This window comes from Pseudomonas sp. ArH3a (assembly GCF_022648765.1).
GTDB lineage: Bacteria > Pseudomonadota > Gammaproteobacteria > Pseudomonadales > Pseudomonadaceae > Aquipseudomonas.
This window is the reverse complement of record NZ_CP080330.1, coordinates 1,453,858-1,476,962: the sequence shown is the minus strand read 5'-3', so window position 1 is coordinate 1,476,962 and position 23,105 is coordinate 1,453,858. Positions and strand designations below refer to the sequence as shown.

General features: G+C 59.1%; 17 protein-coding genes. 7 read left to right on the top strand and 10 right to left on the bottom strand.

Annotated features, from left to right (window positions below):
- Positions 1-6: 6 nt before the first annotated feature.
- The 4 genes from K0P33_RS06630 to K0P33_RS06615 all read right to left on the bottom strand — a co-directional run bounded on the left by K0P33_RS06630 (position 7) and on the right by K0P33_RS06615 (position 4,176).
- Positions 7-771, bottom strand: a complete 765-nt coding sequence (locus K0P33_RS06630) for an amino acid ABC transporter ATP-binding protein (protein ID WP_003171943.1) — start codon at positions 769-771, stop codon at positions 7-9.
- 11 nt (positions 772-782) lie between these two features.
- A complete protein-coding gene (locus tag K0P33_RS06625) occupies positions 783-1,880 on the bottom strand; it encodes an amino acid ABC transporter permease (RefSeq protein WP_094951921.1) in 1,098 nt (365 codons plus the stop codon).
- 10 nt (positions 1,881-1,890) lie between these two features.
- On the bottom strand, positions 1,891-3,072 hold the full coding sequence (locus tag K0P33_RS06620; protein ID WP_094951922.1) for an amino acid ABC transporter permease: 1,182 nt from the start codon (positions 3,070-3,072) through the stop codon (positions 1,891-1,893).
- Between the two features lie 72 nt (positions 3,073-3,144).
- Entirely contained in the window at positions 3,145-4,176 is a 1,032-nt protein-coding gene (locus K0P33_RS06615) for an amino acid ABC transporter substrate-binding protein (RefSeq protein WP_094951923.1), read from the bottom strand.
- 347 nt (positions 4,177-4,523) lie between these two features.
- On the opposite strand from K0P33_RS06615, the gene K0P33_RS06610 reads away from it, so the two are divergent.
- Together K0P33_RS06610 and rhlB are read left to right on the top strand one after the other, a co-directional pair.
- Positions 4,524-5,180, top strand: coding sequence for an alpha/beta hydrolase (locus K0P33_RS06610; protein WP_094951924.1), 657 nt, complete (start codon positions 4,524-4,526; stop codon positions 5,178-5,180).
- 96 nt (positions 5,181-5,276) lie between these two features.
- The gene (gene rhlB / locus K0P33_RS06605) at positions 5,277-6,746 is read left to right on the top strand and encodes an ATP-dependent RNA helicase RhlB (RefSeq protein ID WP_094951925.1); all 1,470 of its coding nucleotides are present in this window, start codon (positions 5,277-5,279) and stop codon (positions 6,744-6,746) included.
- A 62-nt stretch (positions 6,747-6,808) separates the two neighbouring features.
- Here the strand turns inward: rhlB and moaE are convergent, their stop codons facing one another.
- From moaE to moaC, 3 genes are read right to left on the bottom strand one after another with little or no spacing between them, the layout of a single operon-like run.
- Positions 6,809-7,258 (bottom strand): molybdopterin synthase catalytic subunit MoaE, encoded by a 450-nt coding sequence (moaE, locus tag K0P33_RS06600; protein WP_094951926.1) that lies wholly within the window; start codon positions 7,256-7,258, stop codon positions 6,809-6,811.
- Between the two features lie 2 nt (positions 7,259-7,260).
- The gene (gene moaD / locus K0P33_RS06595) at positions 7,261-7,503 is read right to left on the bottom strand and encodes a molybdopterin converting factor subunit 1 (protein ID WP_242154551.1); all 243 of its coding nucleotides are present in this window, start codon (positions 7,501-7,503) and stop codon (positions 7,261-7,263) included.
- Entirely contained in the window at positions 7,500-7,973 is a 474-nt protein-coding gene (moaC, locus tag K0P33_RS06590) for a cyclic pyranopterin monophosphate synthase MoaC (protein ID WP_056858942.1), read from the bottom strand. The genes moaD and moaC overlap by 4 nt, the downstream gene beginning before the upstream one ends.
- Positions 7,974-8,425: 452 nt before the next feature.
- On the opposite strand from moaC, the gene K0P33_RS06585 reads away from it, so the two are divergent.
- Positions 8,426-9,367, top strand: coding sequence for an IS110 family transposase (locus K0P33_RS06585; protein WP_094953916.1), 942 nt, complete (start codon positions 8,426-8,428; stop codon positions 9,365-9,367).
- Positions 9,368-10,285: 918 nt separating this feature from the next.
- On the opposite strand, the gene K0P33_RS06580 is transcribed toward K0P33_RS06585, so the two are convergent.
- The 3 genes from K0P33_RS06580 to K0P33_RS06570 all read right to left on the bottom strand — a co-directional run bounded on the left by K0P33_RS06580 (position 10,286) and on the right by K0P33_RS06570 (position 17,204).
- Positions 10,286-14,023 carry an autotransporter serine protease gene (locus K0P33_RS06580; protein WP_242154549.1) on the bottom strand — a complete coding sequence of 1,246 codons (3,738 nt, stop codon included), beginning with the start codon at positions 14,021-14,023 and terminating at the stop codon, positions 10,286-10,288.
- A 313-nt stretch (positions 14,024-14,336) separates the two neighbouring features.
- Complete coding sequence (locus K0P33_RS06575) at positions 14,337-15,731, bottom strand: PhoH family protein (RefSeq protein WP_012722339.1); 1,395 nt, start codon at positions 15,729-15,731, stop codon at positions 14,337-14,339.
- Between the two features lie 348 nt (positions 15,732-16,079).
- On the bottom strand, positions 16,080-17,204 hold the full coding sequence (locus K0P33_RS06570) for a polysaccharide deacetylase family protein (RefSeq protein ID WP_094952165.1): 1,125 nt from the start codon (positions 17,202-17,204) through the stop codon (positions 16,080-16,082).
- Between the two features lie 132 nt (positions 17,205-17,336).
- Between K0P33_RS06570 and yaaA the strand changes: the two genes are divergently transcribed.
- From yaaA to K0P33_RS06550, 4 genes are all read left to right on the top strand, one after another.
- Complete coding sequence (gene yaaA, locus K0P33_RS06565) at positions 17,337-18,116, top strand: peroxide stress protein YaaA (RefSeq protein WP_242154546.1); 780 nt, start codon at positions 17,337-17,339, stop codon at positions 18,114-18,116.
- 902 nt (positions 18,117-19,018) lie between these two features.
- Complete coding sequence (locus tag K0P33_RS06560) at positions 19,019-20,335, top strand: nucleotide sugar dehydrogenase (protein ID WP_094952169.1); 1,317 nt, start codon at positions 19,019-19,021, stop codon at positions 20,333-20,335.
- A gap of 83 nt (positions 20,336-20,418) precedes the next feature.
- Positions 20,419-21,900 carry a mannuronan synthase gene (gene alg8, locus K0P33_RS06555; RefSeq protein ID WP_176462977.1) on the top strand — a complete coding sequence of 494 codons (1,482 nt, stop codon included), beginning with the start codon at positions 20,419-20,421 and terminating at the stop codon, positions 21,898-21,900.
- Between the two features lie 37 nt (positions 21,901-21,937).
- Complete coding sequence (locus tag K0P33_RS06550; protein WP_094952162.1) at positions 21,938-23,104, top strand: alginate biosynthesis protein Alg44; 1,167 nt, start codon at positions 21,938-21,940, stop codon at positions 23,102-23,104.
- Position 23,105 lies beyond the last annotated feature (1 nt).

Genomic DNA, 23,105 nt, shown 5'->3' with positions numbered 1-23,105 from the left:
CGTCGATCAATGCAAAATCTGGCTCAAGAACAACTTGGTCCGATCATTCTGCGGGTTGTCGAAGAAGTCATTCGGCGCCGCCTGCTCGACGATTTCGCCCTTGTCCATGAAGATCACGCGGTTGGCCACGGTGCGGGCAAAGCCCATTTCGTGGGTCACGCACAACATGGTCATGCCGTCTTCGGCCAGGCCGATCATGGTGTCGAGTACTTCCTTGACCATTTCCGGGTCCAGCGCCGAGGTCGGTTCGTCGAACAGCATGATTTTCGGCTTCATGCACAGGGCACGCGCGATGGCCACGCGCTGTTGCTGGCCGCCGGACAGTTGCCCCGGGAACTTGTGGGCCTGCTCCGGGATGCGCACACGCTCCAAGTAATGCATGGCGATTTCTTCGGCCTTGCGCTTGGGCATCTTGCGCACCCACATCGGCGCCAGCGTGCAGTTTTGCAGGATGGTCAGGTGCGGGAACAGGTTGAAGTGCTGGAACACCATGCCGACTTCACGGCGGATCGCTTCGATCTGCTTGAGGTCGTTGGTCAGTTCCACGCCATCGACCACGATGCGGCCTTGCTGGTGCTCTTCCAAGCGGTTGAGGCAGCGGATGGTGGTGGACTTGCCCGAACCCGACGGGCCGCACAGCACGATACGCTCGCCCTGCTTGACGTTGAGGTTGATGTCTTTCAACACGTGGAACTGGCCGTACCACTTGTTGACGCCCTGCATCTGGATAATGCCTTCAGGGCTCACAGGCTGTTTGATCGCTTCGCTCATAACAACAACTCCTAACGCTTGTGGCCTGTGTCGAGCTTGTGTTCCAAATGAATGGAATAGCGCGACATACCAAAACAGAAAATCCAGAACACCAGGGCGGCGAACACGTAGCCTTCAGTGGCCATGCCCAACCATTTCGGGTCGGCGGCGGCTTGTTTGACGCTGTTGAGCAGGTCGAACAGGCCGATGATGATCACAAGGCTGGTGTCCTTGAACAGCGCAATAAACGTGTTGACGATGCCCGGGATCACCAGCTTCAAGGCTTGCGGCAGAATCACCAGGCCCATGCTGCGCCAGTAACCCAAGCCCATCGCCGCGGCCGCTTCGTACTGCCCCTTGGGAATCGCCTGCAAGCCACCGCGCACCACTTCAGCCACGTAGGCCGACTGGAACAGGATCACGCCGATCAACGCGCGCAGCAGTTTGTCGATGCCCATGCCTTCGGGCAGGAACAACGGCAGCATCACCGACGACATGAACAGCACGGTGATCAACGGCACGCCGCGCCAGAATTCGATGAAGGTCACGCAGACCACTCGAATCGCCGGCATGTTCGAGCGCCGCCCCAACGCCAGCACAATGCCCAACGGCAACGCGCCGGCAATGCCGACCGTGGCGATGACCAGGGTCAGCATCAGGCCGCCCCATTGGCTGGTGGCCACGTTGGTCAGGCCGAAGATGCCGCCGTGCAGCAGGAAGTAGGCAATGATCGGGTACAGCACCAGAAAGCTCAGGCCGTAGATCGCCTTGCGTTGAAAACGCGAGATGAACAACGGCGCCACGCCGACGATGGCCAGCCACACGGTCAGGTCCACGCGCCAGCGCAGATCGCCCGGGTAGTAGCCGTACATGAACTGCCCGAAGCGCTGTTGGATAAACACCCAGCAGGCGCCCTCTTTGGTGCAATCAGCGCGTGTGGTCCCGACCCAGTTGGCGTCGAGGATGGCCCAGTGCAGGATCGGCGGCACAATCAGGTAGATCAGGTAAAACGCCAACAGCGTCAGCAGGGTGTTGAGCCAGCTGGAAAACAGGTTGGCGCGCATCCATGCGATCGGCCCGAAGACTTTGCTCGGCGGTGGCATATCAGGTTTGAACGTATGCGAACTCATGTGTGTTTCCTCACCGCTCGATCAGCGCAATGCGCTTGTTGTACCAATTCATCAGCAGGGAAATGCTGATGCTGATCGCCAGGTACACGCTCATGGTGATGGCAATAACCTCGATCGCCTGCCCGGTCTGGTTGAGCACCGTACCGGCAAACAGCGACACCATTTCCGGGTAACCGATACCGGCGGCCAACGACGAGTTTTTCGCCAGGTTCAGGTATTGGCTGGTCAGCGGCGGAATGATCACCCGCAGGGCCTGCGGGATGATGACCTTGCGCAGCGTCGGCCCAGGGCGCAGGCCCAGGGAGCGCGCGGCTTCGGTCTGGCCGTGGCTGACGGACTTGATGCCCGAACGCACGATCTCGGCAATAAACGCTGCCGTATAGACAGTAAGCGCGAGGGTCAACGCCAGCAGTTCAGGGATCAATACCCAGCCGCCGACAAAGTTGAAACCTTGCAGCTTGGGCATTTCCCAGTGCAGCGGCGCGCCGAACATCAAGGCGCACAACGCCGGGATCACGATGAGCAATGCCAGGCCAGCCCAGAACTTGTGGAACGGCACCCCGGTCGCTTCAAAGCGCTTGTTGGCCCAACGCGTCATCAGCACGATTGCCACGATGGCGATGACCACACTGACCACAAACGGCCAGAAGCCGTCAGCCGCCAATGCAGCCGGCATGTTCAGGCCACGGCTGCTGACAAAGAACGTGTCACCGAAATTATGGCTGGCACGCGGCCCCGGCATGGTCAGGAACACCGCGAAATACCAGAACAGAATCTGCAGCAGCGGCGGAATGTTGCGGAACACCTCCACATACACCGTCGCCAGTTTGTTGATCATCCAGTTCGGCGACAGACGCGCCACACCGATGACGAAACCCAGCAGCGTCGCCAGGACCACGCCGATCACGGTCACCAGCAAGGTGTTGAGCAGGCCGATCACAAAGACGCGGGCGTAGGTGTCCGATTCGGTGTAGTCGATCAGGTGCTGAGCAATGCCGAAGCCGGCACTGCGTTCAAGAAAGTCGAAACCCGAGGTAATGCCCCGGTGCTGAAGGTTGGTTTGCGTATTGTTGAAGAGGTACCAGCCCAGCGAGACCACCGCCACAATCGTGATGATCTGGAAGAGCCACGCACGCACTTTGGGATCGCTGAAGCTGAGCTTCTGCTTTGGTGCGCCGATTTGATTTTGCATGAAGTGCCCCGGAAATAATGGAACAGAACATCACCCGGCGGTTGGCCCACCGGGTGATAGAACCATCAGCGATCAGCGCACAGGTGGTGCGTATTGAATGCCGCCGTTGTTCCACAGCGCGTTCAGGCCACGGTCGATTTCCAGCGGGGTGCTCTTGCCCAGGTTGCGCTCGAACACTTCACCGTAGTTACCGACTTGCTTGACGATCTGTACAACCCAGTCTTTTTTCACTTTCAGGTCTTTGCCGTACTCGCCGTCAGCACCGAGCAGACGCGCAACATCCGGGTTCTTGGTGGACTTGGCTTCAGCTTCAACGTTTTTCGAGGTGATACCGGCTTCTTCAGCGTTGAGCATGGCGTAGCCAACCCAGCGCACGATGGCCAGCCACTCGTCGTCGCCGTTACGCACGACTGGGCCCAGTGGTTCTTTGGAAATGGTTTCCGGCAGCACCACGTAGTCTTTCGGCGAGGCCAACTTGCTGCGCTGGGCGAACAGTTGGGACTTGTCGGAGGTCAGCACGTCGCAACGGCCCGACTCCAGCGACTTGGCGCTTTCATCAGAGGTGTCGAAGGTGATCGGGGTGTATTTGAGGTTGTTGGCGCGGAAGAAGTCAGAGACGTTCAACTCAGTGGTGGTACCGGCCTGGATGCAGATGGTTGCACCGTCCAGTTCCTTAGCACTTTTTACGCCCAGTTTGTTGTTAACCAGGAAGCCAATGCCGTCGTAGTAGGTAATGAAGCCTGGGAATTTCAGGCCCATGCCCGAATCGCGAGAGCTGGTCATGGTGGTGTTACGCGACAGGATGTCGACTTCGCCGGATTGAAGCGCGGTGAAACGCTCCTTGGCATTCAACTGGCTGAACTTGACCTTGGTCGCATCACCGAAAACGGCAGCGGCCACAGCGCGGCAAACGTCAGCATCGATCCCAAGGATCTTGCCGCTGGCATCCGGCACCGAGAAACCCGGCAGGCCGTCACTCACGCCACATTGCACGAAGCCTTTCTTCTGCACGGCGTCCAGGGTGGCGCCGGCTTGGGCAAAACCACTGACACCCAGTACAGCGGCCGCGGTCACAATGGCCAGGGTGGATTTCAATACCTTCATTCAAACCTCCAGTTTTGCTCTTGTTGTGTCGGAGCTCCAACCTCAGCGCACCCTTATGAGGCGATATCAACCCGTGTTGGCTTTTTTTGGGGTCAAGCGGCATGAAGTTGTCGCGGTAATTCCAGTGGCTATCCCACAAGCGGCAGTCACTGATAGTGTTACCGTCATGGGATAGTTCTGACATCGACCTACACATAGCAAGGCCCGTACCAGAGTGATGGCTGAGCCGTTTCAGCCCATGGTCAATAGAAAAACTTTCACCCTTGCGACATTCTCTTAACAGATCAACCTGTCGCGCACCGTTCCGACGCACCCTATCGGAGCGCACGCACATATATGGAGCAGACATGACCGAACCCTTGATTCTTCAGCCCGCCAAGCCCGCAGACGCCTGCGTCATCTGGTTGCATGGCCTGGGTGCCGATCGCTACGACTTCCTGCCGGTGGCCGAGGCGCTACAGGAAACCTTGCAGTCCACACGCTTTGTATTGCCCCAGGCGCCGACGCGTCCGGTGACCATCAATGGCGGTTACGAGATGCCCAGCTGGTACGACATCAAGGCCATGAGCCCGGCCCGCTCGATCAGCCTGGAAGAGCTGGAAGTGTCCGCCAAAATGCTCACGGACTTGATCGAGGAGCAGAAGAGAACCGGAATAGACGCCTCGCGGATTTTCCTCGCCGGATTTTCCCAAGGTGGCGCCGTGGTCTTCCACACCGCCTTCCTGAAATGGCAGGGACCACTGGGTGGCGTTATCGCCCTCTCCACCTATGCGCCGACCTTCGGTGACGAGCTGGAAATTTCCGCCAGCCAGCAGCGTATTCCGACCTTGTGCCTGCACGGCCAGTACGATGACGTGGTGCAGAACGCCATGGGCCGCAGCGCCTACGAGCATTTGAAGAGCCGTGGTGTCACCGTGACATGGCAGGAATACCCAATGGGCCACGAAGTGTTACCTGAAGAGATACGCGATATCGGCACCTGGTTGAGCGCCCGGCTGGGCTGAAATCCATACATTATGTAGCCGTATGACCAACGCACTACGCCGCGCCCGATTCTTGCATTACACTGGCCGGCGTACATTCCTTAACCAATTAATGAGATCACCGTGCTCAAAGCACTTAAGAAGATGTTCGGCAAAAGCGAGGCTGAGCCGCTCGCGCCTGTTCCCAGTGCTCCTGCCCCCAAGCCCGGCAACCGCAACGACGGTCAACAGCCAGAACGGACCGCACCTGTCGCCGCGCCGAAGAAGCCACCGGTGACACCGACTGAACCGGTAAAAGCCGCTGAAGCCGAGCCTGCACCTGCGCCCAAAGCACCGCGCCGCGAACGTGCACCCAAACCGCCCGTGACGCCATGGAAGCTCGAAGACTTCGCCGTCGAGCCCCTGGAAGGTAAAACCCGCTTCCACGATTTCAAGCTGGCCCCGGAACTGATGCACGCCATCCAGGACCTGGGTTTCCCGTACTGCACACCGATCCAGGCGCAAGTGCTGGGCTTCACCCTGGCGGGCAAAGACGCCATTGGCCGCGCCCAAACCGGCACCGGCAAGACCGCCGCGTTCCTGATCTCGATCATCACCCAGTTGCTGCAGACGCCGCCGCCCAAAGAGCGCTACATGGGTGAGCCGCGCGCACTGATCATCGCCCCGACCCGCGAACTGGTGGTGCAGATCGCCAAGGACGCCGCCGACCTGACCAAGTACACCGGCCTCAACGTCATGACGTTCGTGGGCGGCATGGACTTCGACAAGCAGCTCAAACACCTTGAAGCCCGTCACTGCGACATCCTGGTCGCCACCCCTGGCCGCCTGCTCGACTTCAACCAGCGCGGCGACGTGCACCTGGACATGGTCGAAGTGATGGTGCTGGACGAAGCCGACCGCATGCTCGACATGGGCTTCATCCCGCAAGTACGCCAGATCATTCGCCAGACCCCGCCGAAAAACGAGCGCCAGACCCTGCTGTTCTCCGCGACCTTTACCGAAGACGTGATGAACCTCGCCAAGCAGTGGACCACCGACCCGTCCATCGTCGAGATCGAAGCGCTGAACGTCGCCAGCGAAAACGTCGAACAGCACATCTACGCCGTGGCCGGTGCCGACAAGTACAAGCTGCTTTACAACCTGATCAACGACAACGGTTGGGAGCGCGTCATGGTGTTTGCCAACCGCAAGGACGAAGTGCGCCGCATCGAAGAACGCCTGGTGCGTGATGGCGTCAACGCCGCGCAACTGTCGGGCGATGTGCCGCAGCACAAGCGCATCAAGACCCTGGAAGGCTTTCGCGAAGGCAAGATTCGCGTGCTGGTGGCCACCGACGTGGCCGGGCGCGGGATTCACATCGACGGCATCAGCCACGTGATCAACTTCACCCTGCCGGAAGTGCCGGACGACTACGTGCACCGCATTGGCCGTACCGGCCGTGCAGGCGCTGCGGGTGTGTCGATCAGCTTTGCCGGTGAAGATGACTCGTACCAGTTGCCGTCCATCGAGACGTTGCTGGGCCGCAAGATCAGCTGCGAAACGCCGCCGACGCACTTGCTGCGGGCTGTGGAGCGCAAGCGCCCTTAAGGCTCAAATGCGGTAAAAAATGTGGGAGCTGACCAGCGCCCACATTTGGTTTTGCATCAGGCTTATTTCCAGCGATCCGCCGCCGCGTGATCGCTGCCCCGCCCTTCCACCCAGCGCGGGCCTTCCGGGGTGTTTTCTTTCTTCCAGAACGGCGCGCGGGTCTTCAGGTAGTCCATCACAAATGCGCAGGCATCAAACGCGGCCTGGCGATGCGCACTGGCGGCGGCCACGAACACAATCGGCTCGCCCGGCTCAAGTGCGCCGATACGGTGCAGCACTTCCAGCTTGAGCAACGGCCAGCGTTGCTCGGCCTCCACGGCGATCTTAGCCAGGGCTTTTTCGGTCATGCCGGGGTAGTGCTCAAGGAACATCCCCGACACATCGCGCCCATCATTGAAGTCGCGCACATAGCCGACAAAACTCACCACCGCGCCCACGCCAACATTCGCCGCGTGCATCGCGTTGACCTCGAAGCCTGGATCAAATGCCTCGGCCTGTACGCGAATCGCCATGATCAGCCTCCGGTCACGGGCGGAAAAAACGCGACTTCATCGCCTGCTTGCACCGGTTCATCGAGGCCACACAGCTCCTCGTTGCGCGCGCACATCAAGCTGGGTTCGTTGAGCACTGCAAACTCAGGGTCTGCCGCCAGCGCCTGGCGCACCGCATCAACCGTGGCGAAATCACCTTCCATCTCCAGCGAGTCAAAGCCGACCGCCTCGGCGTAGCGCGCAAAAAACAATACGTTGATGCTCATGCCTGGTCCGCCTTGAAATGCCCGCTTTTGCCGCCGAGCTTTTCCAGCAGGCGAATACTTTCGATGGTCATGCCACGGTCCACGGCCTTGCACATGTCGTAGATCGTCAGCGCCGCGACGCTGGCGGCGGTGAGGGCTTCCATCTCCACGCCGGTCTGGCCGCTGAGTTTGCAGCGCGCGAGGATATGCACAGCGTCCACACCATCGGCGCGCAGCTCGACCTTGACGCCGGTGAGCATCAGCGGGTGGCACAGCGGGATCAGGTCACTGGTTTTCTTGGCCGCCTGGATCCCGGCAATACGGGCCACGGCAAATACGTCGCCCTTGGGGTGGGCGCCGTCGACAATCATTTTCAGGGTGTCGGGCAGCATGCGCACCCGCGCTTCGGCCACGGCTTCGCGGAACGTCACGGCTTTGTCGGTGACGTCGACCATATGGGCGCGACCTTGGGAATCGAGATGAGTCAGCACAGGGATACTCCTGATCAGGAGCGGCAATTGTAAACCCGTGGGTCAATTTTGCGCAGGCTGTTTATCCCATGAATAAAGGGGCGTAGTGCGCCCTTTATAGCATCGGTATCTACACATCTTTTTTTCGGGTTGAGTTCTTTGGTTTTCGCGGGGGCGCTGGGTACATATCCGTTATTTGGGTAACGGCTGCTATTGGTTCCGCCCTTACGGCGGGTCACTTTTGGAAAAGAGCCCCAAAAGTAACCAAAAGGGCTCTTGCCCCACCACTCGGCACCTCGCTCACGCTTCGGTGTGCCCTTGTAAGATGATTTTCATCTGCTTCAGACCGTTATGCCCTCGGATTTCGAGATCGTGAGTGAGCGTGGGTCGAAGCAGATTCCTTCCTAAACTAGTCCGAACGGTTGCCAGGGCGCGAAGCCCGATTCTGCAAGGTTGGACGTGAGGAAAACACCATGGACCATGACTCTGCGTTTGTCGGAATTGATGTTTCCAAAAACAAGCTCGACTCATTTGTCAGCACCACTGGCCAAGTCGAACAGTTTTTCAATACTCAAGAAGATATCCAGCGTTTAGCTAAACATCTCAAGGCTCAGGAGCCGGTTTTGGTGGTGTTGGAAGCAACTGGGGGATATGAGCGGCTTGCGGCTGCGGAGCTTTGCGCTGCGGGACTGCCAGTCGTTGTCGTCAACCCCCGCCAGGTGCGTGATTTCGCCAAAGCTACCGGTCGGTTGGCTAAAACCGATGCTCTGGATGCCCAGGTGATTGCGGAGTTTGCCCAGGCGGTCAAACCCGAGATTCGAGAGATGCCAGATGAACACACTCGTGAGCTGGCAGATCTACTCACTCGACGCCGCCAACTCATCGACATGATCGTGGCGGAGGAGTCTCGGCTGAAGCAGGCGGTATTCAAGGCACTTCGAAGAGACATCAAGGCACATATCACCTGGCTTCAAAAGCGGCTTAAAAGCACAGACGATGACTTGCACGAAGCCATCAAGGCTTCCCCGGTCTGGAAGGCCAATTATGATTTGCTACGCGAGGTCGCTGGTGTTGGCAACGTGCTCGCACTTTCGCTGCTGGCGATGGTTCCGGAGCTGGGCAAGGTTAATCGCAAACAAGTGGCTGCCTTGGTTGGTGTGGCGCCTTTTAACTGCGATAGCGGCCTCTACAAAGGGCGTAGACGGATATGGGGTGGTCGAGCTGAGGTTCGAAGTGTGCTTTACATGGCCGTCTTGTCCTCGAAGAGCCATAACCCGGTGATCGAGAGGTTCTACAACCATCTGCTTGCTGCAGGAAAGACGAAGAAAGTAGCGCTGGTTGCATGCATGAGAAAGCTGCTGACGATCTTGAATGCGATGGTGCGCGATCAAAAGCATTTCGCTGAAATGGCTTGAATTTCGACACGGTTGCTCACTCCGGCTTGAATCCGGGGGCCGCCGCCATGGGCCATCCTTGGCCCATCGCGGCTAAACCGGCGTCCTGCCGGTTTACCCCCGCTCCAAAGCCTGCGTTCGGCCAGCGTGGTTTAACGGGGCGCCTAAGATCAAGATCAAAAGCAAGAGCACGGCGGCCTGACAGCCGACCTGATCTCTGAAACTGAACTCAATCTAATGTGGGAGCTGGCTTGCCTGCGATGGCATCAACTGGTTATGCCTGATACACCGAGGTGTCTGCATCGCAGGCAAGCCAGCTCCCACAGAAAAGCAGAGCACTGCGGTCTGGCAGTCGAACTCGGTCAAAATTGTGGGAGCGGGCTTGCTTGCGAAGGCGGTGTGGCAGTTACACATGAGCTGACTGACACACCGCCTTCGCGAGCAAGCCCGCTCCCACATTGGGATCTCATTACATCAGCTAGATAGGGTGGTGCTCTGCTTCTGCTCTGCTTTTGCCTTGCTTTTGCTTCTACCACTCAGGTCGGCTACTAGGCCGCCGTGCTCTTGCTTTTGATCTTGATCTTGATCTGAGGCGCCCCGTTAAACCACGATGGCCGAACGCAGGCTTGAATCCGTGGGTAACCCGGCAGGACGCCGGGTTAGCCGCGCTGGGCCAAGGATGGCCCATCGCGGCGGCCCACGGATTCAAGCCGGAGTGAGGGCATGCCGAGCCTAGGCGAGGCACCGAGTGGTGGGGCAAGAGCCCTTTTGGTTACTTTTGGGGCTCTTTTCCAAAAGTGACCCGCCGTAAGGGCGGAACCAATAGCCGCCGTTACCGCAGCAACGGATATGTACTCAATCTACCTACCCCCCCACAGGCTTAAAGCTACACAAAGAGTTGCGTAAATACCTATGCCCTTTATAACAACAGCGCCAGGATTAGAAGCGGAAGGTAAACCCGGCATTGATCCCGTTGTTGTTACCCCGGTTGGAGAGCAAACCGCTGTAGCTCAAGGACACCAGCGTGTCTTTGGTCAAGGCCATTTCCGCGCTGGCCTTGATCACCGCACCGTCACGCGCCACGGGCACGCTGTTGACGGCAAAGGCGGTGTCGCTACCGGCGAACTTCAGCGAAGCGTCACGATCGGTGTCGCCAAACTGATGCTCCCAGCCCAGCTCACCGCGCAACGTGACCGCCGAGGTCGAGCTGACCGGCACTTGGGTATGCGCGCGCAAGCCCAAGGTCGAGAGCGTGGCGTCCTGGCTTTGCTTGCTGGCATGCAAGGCGGCGGCGCCGCCTTTCTCCTTGAACGAATCGCTCTGGTAGTTCAGGTACGTGAGGTTGGCGAAGGGTTCGAACAGGTTCCACTGGGTGTAACCGATCTCGGCAAACACTTGATCGGTGCGCGCGCTGTAGTCGGCTTTGTCGTAGTCCGACTGGTTGGCGTAAGCCACGCGCCGCGAGCTGTCGATGCGGTGCCAAGTGGTGGCGCCGCCCAGGCGCAAGGCAATCGCGTCGAAACGCTTACCGCCGTAAACAGACAGATGATAGTTGTCGCTATCGGCCGAGGCGAAAGCGTCTCCGTTGAGGTGGCTTTGGGTGTAACCGGTAGCCGCGCCCACACGCCAACCGTCGCCGACCTCGGTGTCCAGGCCCAGCAGCACACCGCTGGTGGACGAGGAATAACCGCTGGCGTTGTTGTCACCACTGACGTTATTGCGACCGCCCAGTAACTGCACCCAACCACCGTTGTCGCGGGTCTCGATTTGCGCGCTGGAATCCAGCGCCTGTGCCTGTTGCAGGCGGCTGTTGACCGCTTCACGGATGTAGCGACTGTCAGCCATTTGCGCCGCCGCCACGTCCGAGTGCAATTGCCCCGAGAGTTGCTTGAACGCCTCCCGCGCCTGGACGGCCGAGTCCGACGCCAGAAGGCTTTCATACACCGGGCTGCCGCTGCCTAACGCCTCGGCGGCCGTCGCCACGGCACGTTCGTTGCGGGTTTGCGCAATGCTGGCAAAGGTCGTCTGGTTGCGCTCCACCGCCAGGCTCAGTTGATTCGGCTGGTAGTTCAGTTGGGCGCCGATAAACAGGTAGTTGGGCGTGATCGCCGTAAACTGCCCATTGATGCCCTGGCTGGCGCTGAGGATATTGAACGGCTGACCCAGCAAGCTACGGGCTTCAGTGGCGGACAACAGGTTGGGGCTGTTTTCCAGGGAAACGGTCACTACACCGCCGTTGAGGGTGGCGACGCCGCTGCTCTGGATCTGGTCGCTTTGCCCGTTGGGGCCAACTTCCACGGCATACACAGAGCCCGGGTTGAAGGTCACGTCGCCGGTGTGCAGAGTGCCGATCGAGTGCCCCGGTGCCACGCGGCCACCGGTGTTGACCGTCAACGCACCCACCGTGCCGTTGCCGGCCAGCGTGCCGCCCAGCGTGGTCATCACGCCGTTGTCGGCATTGCGTGTGCCTACGGCGCTGCCATCCACGGTCACGGCAGAGGTCAGCGAACCATCTACCGACAGCTTGCCACCGCGCACCCAAGTGCTGCCCGAGTAGGTGTTCTGGCCTTCCAGCACCAGTTCGCCGTCGCCGGACTTGGCCAGGCTGCCGACGTAGGTGGTGCCGGTGAGCAAATCCTTGCCGCGTGCCAGCGTCGCCTGTTCCCGGGCGTGGCCGATGTCGTATTCAAACTGATCATCCGCCGAAGCATTGGCCGGCAAGCCGTTCAGCCAGCCTTTTTGCTGCTGGGTGGCCGCCCAGGTGGCCTGCTCGGTGGCGTCCTCTACACGGAGGGCGCGAATGGCTTCGTCGGAAATCGGGTTGGCCCAAATATCGCGTGTGGCGGAGGGCAAAGCCACTGCCACCGAGCCGAGAAACTGCCCTGGCCCCTGCATGGCTTTTTGCAGGTTGGGCAAGCCCCAACCGCTGACCACGCCCGGCACTTGCGGCGTGCCTGGCGCGGCATCGTGCACCGGTTGCAGGTTGTCGTAGGTGCGGCCACCGGTCAGGGTGCCCACCGGCGTGTCCGGCCCATCCGGCGTTTGCAGGCTGGAGGTGGTCAGCAACACATCCCGAGCCTGGCTGGCGGTCATGTAGGGGAAGCGCTGAATCACCAGCGCCAAGGCCCCGGACACGCTCGGCGCGGCCGCGGAGGTGCCGTTGGCATTCGGGATGATTTCGCCTTCAGGCCCGGTCGACGGAATGCCCGAAACGCCCATCACACACCACCACTTCGAGGTGCCACAGCGGTTGTAGACCTGGGCGCTGGTCTCGTCGTAGCCGGTGATCGAGAGGAATTTGCCTTCGATATCCGGCTTGAAAAACGGCAGGTTGGCGTTGGTGTCCGGGTTGGCACCGTGGCTGTCGTTGCCCGCCGAAATGATCTGGATAAAGGTGTTTTGCCGTGCGGCGTCGGCCATGGCGTCCATCCAGGTTTTCTGCCCGGCGTGGGCCTTGTCCCAGAACGGGCGATAGGCCGCCTTCATATCGCGCACGTTGTCCGCCGCGCTGTCGCCGACATTGCCGAAGTGGTTTTCCACCTCGTTACGCGAGTTCTGCCCCCAACTCTGGTTGACGATCGACACGTTCTTCGCCGCCAGGGCGTTGTAGCTGGCCATGAACGCGTTGTAGTCCAGATCGTTGGAGCCTTGGAAGCGGTTGTCGTCGGTGCCGCCGGTATTGGCGACAAAAATATTCGCGTCAAACGCGATGCCGTGCATGCCGGTGCCATTGCGGCTGGCGCCCAGCACGCCGGACATTTCCGTACCGTGACCGTCGTTGATGGTCGGGTCGTACTCACCGGAAATACTGAAATGCTCGCCTTTTTGAAACTCCCCGTCCGGCGTGTCGTGGATGTAACGCGGATGGGTGGCGTAGTACTCGCCGGTGGACGTCACCGCCTGCACGCGATCCTGGCCCTGGGCATTTTTGCCCTGGAACTCGAAGTGTTCGGTGAGGATGCCCGAGTCCAGCACGCCCACGTTCACGCCCTTGCCGGTCATGCCCAAGGCATAGGCGTAATACGCGTTGGTGCGGTCCAGGCCGGAGTTGACCTGGGCTTCGGGGGTTTTCCAGGTTTGCGCGTTGGCGCTCCAGTCACGGGTGGCGGCGGCCCAGGACTGGCCGGCGTTGAGTTGCCCGTTGAGGTTGCTGCTGACGCCCGGCTCTACGTAGGTGTAGGGCTTGGCAGCCGGCAGGTTGGCGATGATGGCTTTGGAGAAGTCGAGAATATTAGTGGTGTAGCGGCCGTTGTTGCTGAAGAGCCGGCTGCGGTAGTAATCCAGCCGCGAGGCATAGTCCAGCGGCCGTTTGGTATCGCCAAGCATGGCGCCGATGGTCAGGTTTTCCGGCTGCAGCTCGTAGTTTTGCTTGAGGGCTGAATCGAACTTGCCCGATTGGGCGGCAAAGTCCTTGGCGGCGAGGTCGACGATATCGGCGTAGGCAAACCGCAGGTTCTTGTAGACATCGGTGTCGGGGCCAAACGATGCAACGGCTTTCCTGAACGCCGCATCCAACACTTGAGAGGTGTAGGGGCTGGCGTCATCGGCCATGGCCATCGGCCCCTGGCTTAGCCATAAAGCCAGCCCGAGTGCGATGGGCGTGAGGGGTATCGATTTGAAACCTGTAGCGCGCTTGCTTTTTTGAGACAAAGTGAAGCCATTACCTGCTACGTCCATTATTCCTTTCCCTTTGGATATGTGCGTCGTCAATGAGCGATGTATCGGGCTTTTTGTAATAGGCAGGGTCACGCGAAAAACCCATAGGTTTTTTAAAACATCGTCGAATCAATGAGGTGGTGTTCCGACGGGGTCACACAGCGTTCTTATTGTTTTTGCGGCGCGAAAAAATGTAACAAAATAATTACAAACCCCACAAGCACCCACGGCGCATTAACGAAGACAAATGTCGCGCACAACAAAAACCCCGGATTTCGCGAGAAATCCGGGGCGGTTCGTGGCATTTAGCCACCAACTGCGACATCAGTGTGTTTTACAGATGGGACTCGGCGTACTCGGCGAGTATCGAACGAGGTACCCCTTGCAGCGCGATATGCACGCCGTTGGGGAAGTCTTTGAAGCGTTCCGTCAGGTAAGTCAGCCCGGAGCTGGTCGCGGACAGGTAAGGGGTGTCGATCTGTGCCAGGTTGCCCAGGCACACCACTTTGGAACCGGCGCCGGCACGGGTGATGATGGTTTTCATCTGGTGCGGCGTGAGGTTCTGGCATTCATCGATCAAAATCAGGCTTTGCTGGAAGCTGCGACCTCGGATGTAGTTGAGGGATTTGAACTGCAACGGCACTTTGCTGAGGATGTAATCGACGCTGCCATGGGTGTTTTCATCATCCATGTGCAAGGCTTCGAGGTTGTCGGTGATCGCCCCCAGCCACGGCTCCATTTTTTCCGCTTCGGTGCCGGGCAGGAAGCCGATCTCCTGGTCCAGGCCCTGCACGCTGCGGGTGGCGATGATGCGGCGATAGCGCTTGGTCACCATGGTCTGTTCGATGGCAGCAGCCAGGGCGAGGATGGTTTTCCCTGAGCCTGCGGCGCCGGTCAGGTTAACCAAGTGAATATCCGGGTCGAGCAGCGCGTACAGCGCCAGGCTCTGATAGATGTCGCGCGGTTTCAGGCCCCAGGCTTCCTGGTGCAACAGGGGTTCCTGATGCAGGTCGAGGATCAGCAATTTGTCGACCTGGATCTCTTTGATCCAGCCCACAAACCCCTGTTCGTCGATGATGAATTCATTGATGTGCACGGCCGGCAGGTTGTCGATCAGTTGTACCTGGTGCCAGGTGCGGCCATGGTCCTGACGGGTTTCGACCTTGCTGACGAGGTCCCAGAAGGAACCGGTCACGGTGTGATAACCCCGCGACAGCATCGACACGTCGTCGACCAGTTGGTCGGTACTGTAGTCCTCGGCAGCGATCCCACACGCTCGTGCCTTGAGGCGCATATTGATGTCTTTGGTCACCAGCACCAGGCGCAGGTCCTTGTCACGCGCGTGCAGGTCGATCAATTGGTTGATGATTTTGTTGTCGTTCAGGTTTTCCGGCAGCAGGCTGTTGGGCTCGCTGCGCTTGCTCATCAGAATCGACAGCAAGCCCTTGGGCCCGCTTTTGCCACGCTGGATCGGCACGCCGACTTCAACGTCCTCAGGTGAAGCTTCACCCAGGGTCTTGTCGATCAGGCGGATGGCCTGGCGGCATTCGGCGGCAACGCTGTGGTGGCCGCTTTTGAGCTTATCGAGCTCCTCAAGCACGATCATCGGGATGGCGACGTGGTGTTCTTCGAAATTAAGCAGTGCGTTTGGATCGTGGATCAATACGTTGGTATCAAGCACATAAAGGATTGGCTGGTCGGAAGAAGGGTTACGTCCATGATCATCCATACTCGGTCACCTTTGTGGGAGCCAGTCGACGCAATACCTGGGCGGTGCTGCGCCTCGATTCGACCACCGACTGCACCGCAGTGACGTCAAGTGCAGTGCTCACATGAGGAGTCTTGGAAGACGCCACCTGTGTTGCAGGTTTCGGCGATCTGACTTCGTAATACCGCAAAAACCATGACAGGAAAAAGCACTTTGACGCTTTTTTGAAGTTTATTTTTCAGGATGACGAATAGCACTAGCCGAGTGCCAGCCACCCCGTTAAAGTCGGAAGTCCGCCTGCATCGAAATGTCGCACAAAATCACCCCCGAAACGCCTCATCCCCAACAGGGCCGGGCATTTGCGCTTTTTCAGCGAAACGCCTCCCGGCAGTCCTGCCAACCCAGCCCACTTTGCGCCGTTGCCTGCAGCAACATCGGTAATGCGACCCGCGCCTTGTCCTGGGTGTCGTGAAACACAATCACACCTTTGCGCCACAACAGCATCAGTGTCAGCACCCGCTGCGCCGACTCATCAGCCTTGAGTTTGCCGGGCTCGTCCTGGGAGTCGATGTCCCATAGCGCTACCTGCAAACCTTGCGACTGGAAGAAGCCCTGGCTGTCGGCGCGACGCTGGCCGTATGGCGGGCGAAACAGCGGCACGTAGTTTTCCGGCATCAGGTTCTGCGCCAGCGCGGCACTGCGGGTGATCGAGCTTTGCCAGTCGACCCAATGGCTGTGGGAACGGTATTGCCAACCTTGGGTGCCCACGCACTGGCCTTGGTAGAGCGCCTGCACATCGGCGGCGGAACTTCGTTCTACGCGGGTTTGCAGGCTGCTGCCGAGGGCGAAGAAGGTGGCGTTCATCTTCTGCTTGCGCAGGTAGTCGGTGAGCCAGTCGGTATGGCCGCTGACCGGCGCGGGGCCGCCGTCGAACGTGAGCAGGAACAGGCGGTCGTTGAATTCGTCGCCATTGCGTTCGTGGTCGCCGAAACGGGCGATTTCGCTGCTGATCTGTGGGAACAGTGCGGCTTTGCGCAGGAGTTCGTCCAAGTAGCGTTCGTGGAAGTTATGGCTGGGGCCAGCCCAGCCTATGTAGAAAGAGTTGTCGCTGACCTGGAATTTGCCGGCTTGCTCGCGCAGGTCGTCCATGCTTTCGACCAGGTAGCAGAATGAGGCGTCTTCTTCGCAGCTTTGCTGGGCGAAGGTGTAGTTTTCCAGCAGGCGCTGCCAGAGCTGGCGACGCAGGTCGTCGATGGCCGCCAGGTTGATGATCTTCAGGCCCAGGCGTTGCTTGAGTGCGGCTTCGTCCTGGGCTTCGCTGGCGATCAAGCTGTGGGCGAACATCAGGATTTCGGCGCGTGAGGCGACGTCGAACAGCGCGGGGCTGCTGAGTTTTTCTGGCCAGGTGGTGCGGTCCAGGCTGGCTACATCAACCGGCGCCGCGTTGGCGGTCAGGCATAACAGGCAAGCAGATAATAAAAGCGCGATTCGCACCTAGGGTCTCCCTCTCCAGAGTCACCGCCCATCATAGCGGATCGCGCCTATCGCCATCATAGGTGGAGTCAAACCGCCCCAACCCCTAGAATCCCGCCCACGCTACACGCCACGATTACAGGAGCCAACCTCATGCTGATGGTGATTTCCCCCGCCAAAACCCTCGACTTCGAGTCCAAGCCGGTAACCCCGCGCTTCACCCAGCCGCAGTACCTCGACCACTCCCAGGAGCTGATCGAACAACTGCGTGAACTGAGCCCAGCCCAAATCAGCGACCTGATGCACGTCTCCGACAAGATCGGCGGCCTCAACGCCGCGCGCTTCGGCAGCTGGAACCCCGCTTTCACACCGGAGAACGCCAAGCAGGCCCTGCTGGCCTTCAAGGGTGACGTCTACACCGGCCTCAACGCCGAAACCTTCAGTCACGCCGACTTCACCTACGCCCAGGACCACCTGCGCATGCTCTCCGGCCTGTACGGCCTGCTGCGCCCGCTGGACCTGATGATGCCGTACCGCCTCGAGATGGGCACCAAACTGCCCAATGCCCGTGGCAAAGACCTCTACGCCTTCTGGGGCACTCGCATCAGCGAGTGGCTCAACGAAGCCCTCGCCGAACAAGGCGATGACGTACTGCTCAACCTGGCCTCCAACGAGTACTTCTCGGCAGTCAAACGCACGGCCCTGAACGCGCGGATCATCAACACCGAGTTCAAAGACCTGAAGAACGGCCAGTACAAGATCATCAGCTTCTACGCCAAGAAAGCGCGGGGCATGATGAGCCGCTTTGTGATCGAAGAGCGCATCAACGACCCAGCCAAGCTCAAGCAGTTCGATGTGCAGGGTTATCGCTTCAATGCCGAGCAGTCCAAGCCGGATAACCTGGTGTTCCTACGCGATCACGCGCCGGAATAAGGCCCTGCACCCGCCTCACAGACGCTAAAAAACCAATGTGGGAGCTAGCTTGCCTGCGATTACGGTGTTTCAGTCAGAGATAAGTCGACTGATACTCCGTCATCGCAGGCAAGCCAGCTCCCACATTTTCGTTCGCATTCGATAACTGTAATCGTCATTTATTTGGCGCCAAAAAACATACTGGCGAATTCCTAACGAATCTTTCACTCGACATTTCTCTTTTTTTTTCGTAGTGGCACCCATTTTTTAAAACACTGGTGGCACAAAACTATCCCGTCGCACCAACTCCCTATAACTACTGGCCCAAATAGCAAGTGCTATCAGTATAGTACCAGTGCCATCTTTTCTAATATTTCAAGAAATTTCCGGAAACAGGATGAGCGGCTAGGAACTTCACCCCAAAGCACTGCTCATACCACCGGTAACGAAATTCTCTGTTGCTGTAAGAGATGACTTACATGACCGACCAACGGAAGTAGCAAAGTTGTCATATTGAACTTTGACTCAGGAGTCATATTACCAACCGATTAGTTAATAGCGGCGATAAGGATGAATCGCCAGCAACTACAAGGCCAAGGCTCAGCTTCCCCTAATGGGTCAGCGATATAACCCAAGGCATTGATACTTAAAGGCTAATTGCCTCAATCTATGCCCTGCGGCGCTGGCGCCAAGCCCTTCCCCCAGGAAGGCTGGCTGCATTTCAGGGCAAGTGCCAATAACAAGGCCACGTTTCGCACAACTTGAGTGCACTCGTTAGTCACTCGTTATTTAACATGCCTGCACACGGTAAGTCGGCGTCTATTCGCCCAACTTTCGCGGCATCAGTGACGCTTGCAAACATGAACTCCAGCCATCTAATTGGCATGATTAATATCGTCTTCAATGACAAAGAGGTAAATGCGATGCGCATCAGCATATTTGGTCTCGGTTACGTTGGCGCAGTCTGTGCCGGTTGCCTGTCTGCCCGTGGCCATGAAGTGGTCGGCGTAGACATCTCCAAGGAAAAGATTGACCTGATCAATGCGGGCAAATCGCCAATCGTTGAACCGGGTCTGGGTGAACTGTTGAGCCAGGGTATTGAAACCGGCCGACTGCGCGGCACGACCAACTTCGCCGAGGCCATCCGCGACACCGACCTGTCGATGATTTGCGTCGGTACGCCGAGCAAGAAAAACGGCGACCTGGAACTCAACTACATCGAATCGGTATGCCGCGAGATCGGTTTTGTCCTGCGTGACAAAGCCACCCGCCACACCATCGTAGTGCGCAGCACCGTGTTGCCAGGCACCGTGGCCAATGTGGTGATCCCGATCCTCGAAGACTGCTCCGGCAAGAAAGCCGGCGTCGACTTCGGCGTCGCGGTCAACCCGGAATTCCTGCGTGAATCCACCGCCATCGCCGACTACGACCTGCCACCGATGACCGTCATCGGCGAGTTCGACAAAGCCTCCGGTGATGTCTTGCAGTCGCTGTACGAAGAACTCGACGCACCGATCATCCGCAAGGACATCGCCGTTGCCGAAATGATCAAGTACACCTGCAACGTGTGGCACGCCACCAAAGTCACCTTCGCCAACGAAATCGGCAACATCGCCAAGGCCGTCGGCGTCGATGGTCGCGAAGTGATGGAAGTGGTCTGCCAGGATAAAACCCTCAACCTGTCGCAGTACTACATGCGCCCAGGCTTCGCGTTCGGCGGCTCGTGCCTGCCCAAAGACGTGCGTGCCCTGACCTACCGCGCAAGCACCTTGGACGTGGAAGCGCCGCTGCTCAACTCGCTGATGCGCAGCAACGAGTCCCAGGTGCAAAACGCCTTCGACATCGTCGCCGGCCACGACAAACGCAAAGTCGCCCTGTTGGGCCTGAGCTTCAAGGCCGGCACCGACGACCTGCGCGAAAGCCCATTGGTGGAGCTGGCGGAAATGCTGATCGGCAAGGGTTTCGACCTGAGCATCTACGACAGCAACGTCGAGTACGCCCGTGTCCACGGCGCGAACAAAGACTACATCGAAGGCAAGATCCCGCATGTGTCGTCCCTGCTCAACTCGGACTTCGATGATGTGATCAACAACTCCGACGTGATCATCCTCGGCAACCGCGATGAGAAGTTCCGTGCCCTGGCGCAGAACGCGCCGCACGGCAAGCAAGTCATCGACCTGGTGGGCTTCATGTCCAAGGCCACCAGTACGACAGGCCGCACCGAAGGCATTTGCTGGTAACAGCAACGGCAAGTTTCAGGCTGCAAGCGTACCCATCCCCAGCGCTTGCAGCCTGGAGCCTTCTTCACCTTCGGATGACGCTTATGTCCAAGTTAAAACACGTACTGCTCCAATCCGCCGGCTGGCTGTTCTTTCTGAGCCTGCTGATGGGACTCGCCCTGCTGTTACCGGCGAGTACGTTCGACTCCGAGTCGAAGAATTTTATTTTCCTGATTGGCGCCGTCGGTATCTGGCGCTACTCGATGGGTGCTACGCATTTCTTTCGCGGCATGCTGTTCCTGTACGTGGTCTACCCGCACCTGCGCCGTAAAGTGCGCAAGCTGGGCAAGTCGGCGGACCCCTCCCATGTGTTCCTGATGGTGACCAGTTTTCGTATTGACGCGCTGACCACCGCGCAGGTCTACAGCTCAGTGATCCGCGAGGCCATCGAATGCGGCTTCCCCACCACCGTGGTCTGCTCGCTGGTGGAAATGTCCGATGAGCTGCTGGTGAAAAGCCTGTGGGAACGCATGAACCCACCGGAACACGTGAAGCTCGATTTCGTGCGCATTGCCGGCACCGGTAAGCGCGACGGCCTGGCCTTTGGTTTCCGCGCCATCTCCCGCCACCTGCCGGATGACCGTGCCGTGGTTGCGGTGATCGATGGCGACACCGTGCTCGCCGAAGGCGTGGTGCGCAAGACCGTGCCGTGGTTCCAACTGTTCGGCAATGTCGGCGGCCTGACCACTAACGAGTTCTGCGAAGTGCGCGGCGGCTACATCATGAGCGAATGGCACAAGCTGCGCTTCGCCCAGCGTCACATCAACATGTGCTCCATGGCCCTGTCCAAACGCGTGCTGACCATGACCGGGCGCATGTCGGTGTTCCGTGCCAGCGTGGTCACCGACCCGGGCTTTATCGCCGATGTGGAAAGCGACTCGCTGCAACACTGGCGCCTGGGCCGCTTCAAGTTCTTGACCGGTGATGACAAGTCCAGCTGGTTCAGCCTGATGCGCCTGGGTTACGACACCTTCTACGTGCCGGATGCCGCGATCAATACCGTGGAACACCCACCGGAAAAGAGCTTTATAAAGGCAAGCCGCAAGCTGATGTTCCGCTGGTACGGCAACAACCTGCGTCAGAACTCCCGTGCCCTGGGCCTGGGTGTGCGCCGGCTCGGCCTGTTCACCAGCGTGGTGCTGTTCGATCAGCGCGTGTCGATGTGGACCTCGCTGCTCGGCCTGACCGTGGCCGTCATCGCCACCTTCAAATACGGCGGCGCGTTCATCCTCGCGTACCTGCTGTGGATCGGCATCACTCGCCTGATCCTGACCCTGCTGCTGTCGTGCTCCGGTCACAAGATCGGCCCGGCTTACCCGGTGATTCTCTATTACAACCAGATCATGGGCGCGCTGGTGAAGATCTACGTGTTCTTCCGCCTTGATCAACAGTCCTGGACTCGCCAGGACACCAAACTGACCCGCGATTTGGCCAGCTTTCAACGTTGGTTCAACACCTGGTCGTCTCGGACCATGACCTTCTCCGCCGGCAGCATTTTCGTCGCCGTGTTGCTGATGATGGTCTGACCCTGCCAAGCCTGAATTAACTAGGAACTAAAGCACCATGAATAGCCAAGTAAACGCCAACGTTGTCCACGAATCCGAAGCCCAGCGCCAACATGCCCGGGTCAAAATCCCGGCCAAGCTGCGCTTTTTCAACACCGACCGCACCCAGACCGAAGCACGGGTGATCGACCTGTCTGCCGGCGGCCTGGCGTTCACCGCCACCCAGCCGTTGACCGTCGGTGAAGTGCACAAAGGCCGCCTGCAATTCGTCATCGATAACCTCGGCCTGGCGATGGATGTCGAGCTGCAGATTCGCTCCTACGACCGCCAGACTGGCCGTACCGGTTGCCAGTTCCAGAACCTCGACGCCCAGGATATTTCCACCCTGCGCCACTTGATCACCTCGCACTTGTCCGGCGACATCGTGACCATGGGCGACGTGCTGGCGACCCTGCAACGTGACAACTTCACCAAGGCGCGCAAGGTTAAGGACGGCGGCAGCAACATGAGCGCCGCGGGCCGCTTGCGCGCCGTGGTGTTCAGCGCAGGTATCTTCATCGTCGGCCTGGCAGCCTTCGGTTTCATCTTCAAATCGGTGTACGGCATGTACTTCGTCAGCCATGCCCAGGCTGGCCTCGTCAGCGTACCCGGCATGAACGTGACCATGCCGCGCGACGGCACTGTGCAAAGCCTGCTCAAAGGTGACGCGGTCGCCGCCAAAGGCGCACCACTGGCGACCTTCAGCACCAGCATGCTCGATGTGCTCAAGGGCCACCTGGACGAAGAGCAGCTGCAACCGGCCAAGGTGGAAGAGCTGTTCGGCAAGCAAATGACCGGCACCCTAACCTCCCCATGCGATTGCATCGTCGCCCAGCAACTGGTCGCCGACGGCCAGTACGCCAGCAAGGGCGATGTGATTTTCCAACTGGTGCCACGCGGCAGCCTGGCCAACGTGGAAGCGCGCTTCACCTACCGCCAGTTCGCCGACGTTCGCCCAGGTACACAGGTGAACTTCCAGATCGCCGACGAAGAACAGATCCGCACCGGCACCATCGTCAGCAGCACCAGCCTGAACAGCGCAGACCTGTCCTCCGACATCCGCGTGCAAATCAAGCCGGATGCCCCGCTGGACAGCACCTACGCCGGCCGCCCGGTAGAAGTGACCAGCGACCGTGGCCCATCGCTGAACTGGCTGATCGATAAAGCCATGGCTCACGGTCTGTAAG